Below are 1,450 nucleotides of genomic sequence, written 5' to 3' on the forward strand. Positions count from 1 at the left end.
CTAGTAGTGCTTGGTCATGTCGGTGTGAGGTCTGGGATGTCGCGGTGACAGGTGGGGCAGGCGCCGGTCCAGATCGCGAGGAGTGTCTGCAGTTCGCGGACGACTCGGTAGAGGCTCAGGCCGACGCCGTCTCTTTTGGGGATCGGCTCAGTCGCTGCAGGGTGCAGAAGGCGTGGGCGACCGAGACGAGGGTGACGTGGTGGTGCCAGCCTGGCCATGTCCGGCCTTCGAAGTGGGCCAGGCCGAGCGCCTGTTTCATCTCGCGGTAGTCGTTCTCGATGCGCCAGCGGAGTTTCGCTGTGCGCACGAGGACGGGCAGGGAGGTGGTCTCGGGCAGGTTGGAGAGCCAGAACTGCACGGGCTCGTCCTGGTCGGCGGGCCATTCGGCCAGCAGCCAGCGGACCGGAAGCCCGGTGCCGGCCGTGGCCTTGCGGATCTCGCGTCCGGCGGGCCGGATCCGCAGGGCCACGAAGCGCGAGTACATGCGTTTGTGTCCGCTGCGGCCACTGCCGGGCCGCGAGCCCTCCCGCCACTGCACCGGCCGCGCGGCGTGTTTCCCGGCCGCGATGACCAGGCTCTTCACGGTCTGCGCCGGCTCGGGGTAGGCAGACACCGGCCGCCGGCCCAAGCCGGAGTAGGCCGGGGTGCGGGGCTGTGCGTCCTCGGGCTGCGCGGTGGTCGTGGTCGAGATGCCCACCACGTAGTCGAGACCGCGTTCTTCCAGGCCGAGCCGGAAGGCGGCAGTGTCCCCGTAGCCGCCGTCGGCGATGACCTGGGGCACCTCGATGCCCCAGGACCGTGTCTCGTCGATCATGTCGAGAGCCAGCTGCCACTTCTCGACGTGCCCCACCTCGGCAGGAATGGCGCATCTGGCACGGCGGGCCACTTTGGCCGGATCGGCCTTCGGCGAGGCGGGATCCCAGCTCCCGGGCAGGAACAGACGCCAGTTCACCGCCGCCGAAGCACCGTTGGAAGCCAGGTGGAGAGAGACGCCGGCCTGGCAGTTGGTGACTTTGCCCGCCGTGCCGGTGTACTGCCGGGTCACGCACGCGGACGCGTCCCCGTCCTTGAGGAACCCGGTGTCATCGATGATCAGCGCGGTGGGCTTGATGACCGGCTGCATGCGCCAGGCCAGCCGGGCCCGCACATGCGCCGCATCCCACGGGCTCGAGGTCACGAAGTGGGCCAGGGCCTGCCGGTTCCCGTCCTCGCCCAGGCGGGCGGCCATCGGCTCCACCGACTTACGCCCGCCGTCCAGCAGCAGACCCCGCAGGTAGACCCCGCCCCATCGTCGCTGATCCGCCCGCGCGAACGGCTCGAACATTTCCGCCGCGAAGTCCTCCAGATCACACCGGACCGCAGCCAACTCCCCACCCAGCACACCCGGTCAACGACACGACCGATCAAGAAGACACGCCACCACGAACCGCACGTGACCAAGCACTACTAG

Annotated in this window: 1 protein-coding gene; it reads right to left on the reverse strand. The window is 69.3% G+C overall.

Annotated features, from left to right (window positions below):
- Positions 1-115: 115 nt before the first annotated feature.
- Entirely contained in the window at positions 116-1,381 is a 1,266-nt protein-coding gene (locus IG94_RS0137920) for an IS701 family transposase (RefSeq protein ID WP_043485739.1), read from the reverse strand.
- Between the last annotated feature and the right edge of the window lie 69 nt (positions 1,382-1,450).

The sequence above is a fragment of the Streptomyces olivaceus genome, assembly GCF_000721235.1.
GTDB lineage: Bacteria > Actinomycetota > Actinomycetes > Streptomycetales > Streptomycetaceae > Streptomyces > Streptomyces olivaceus.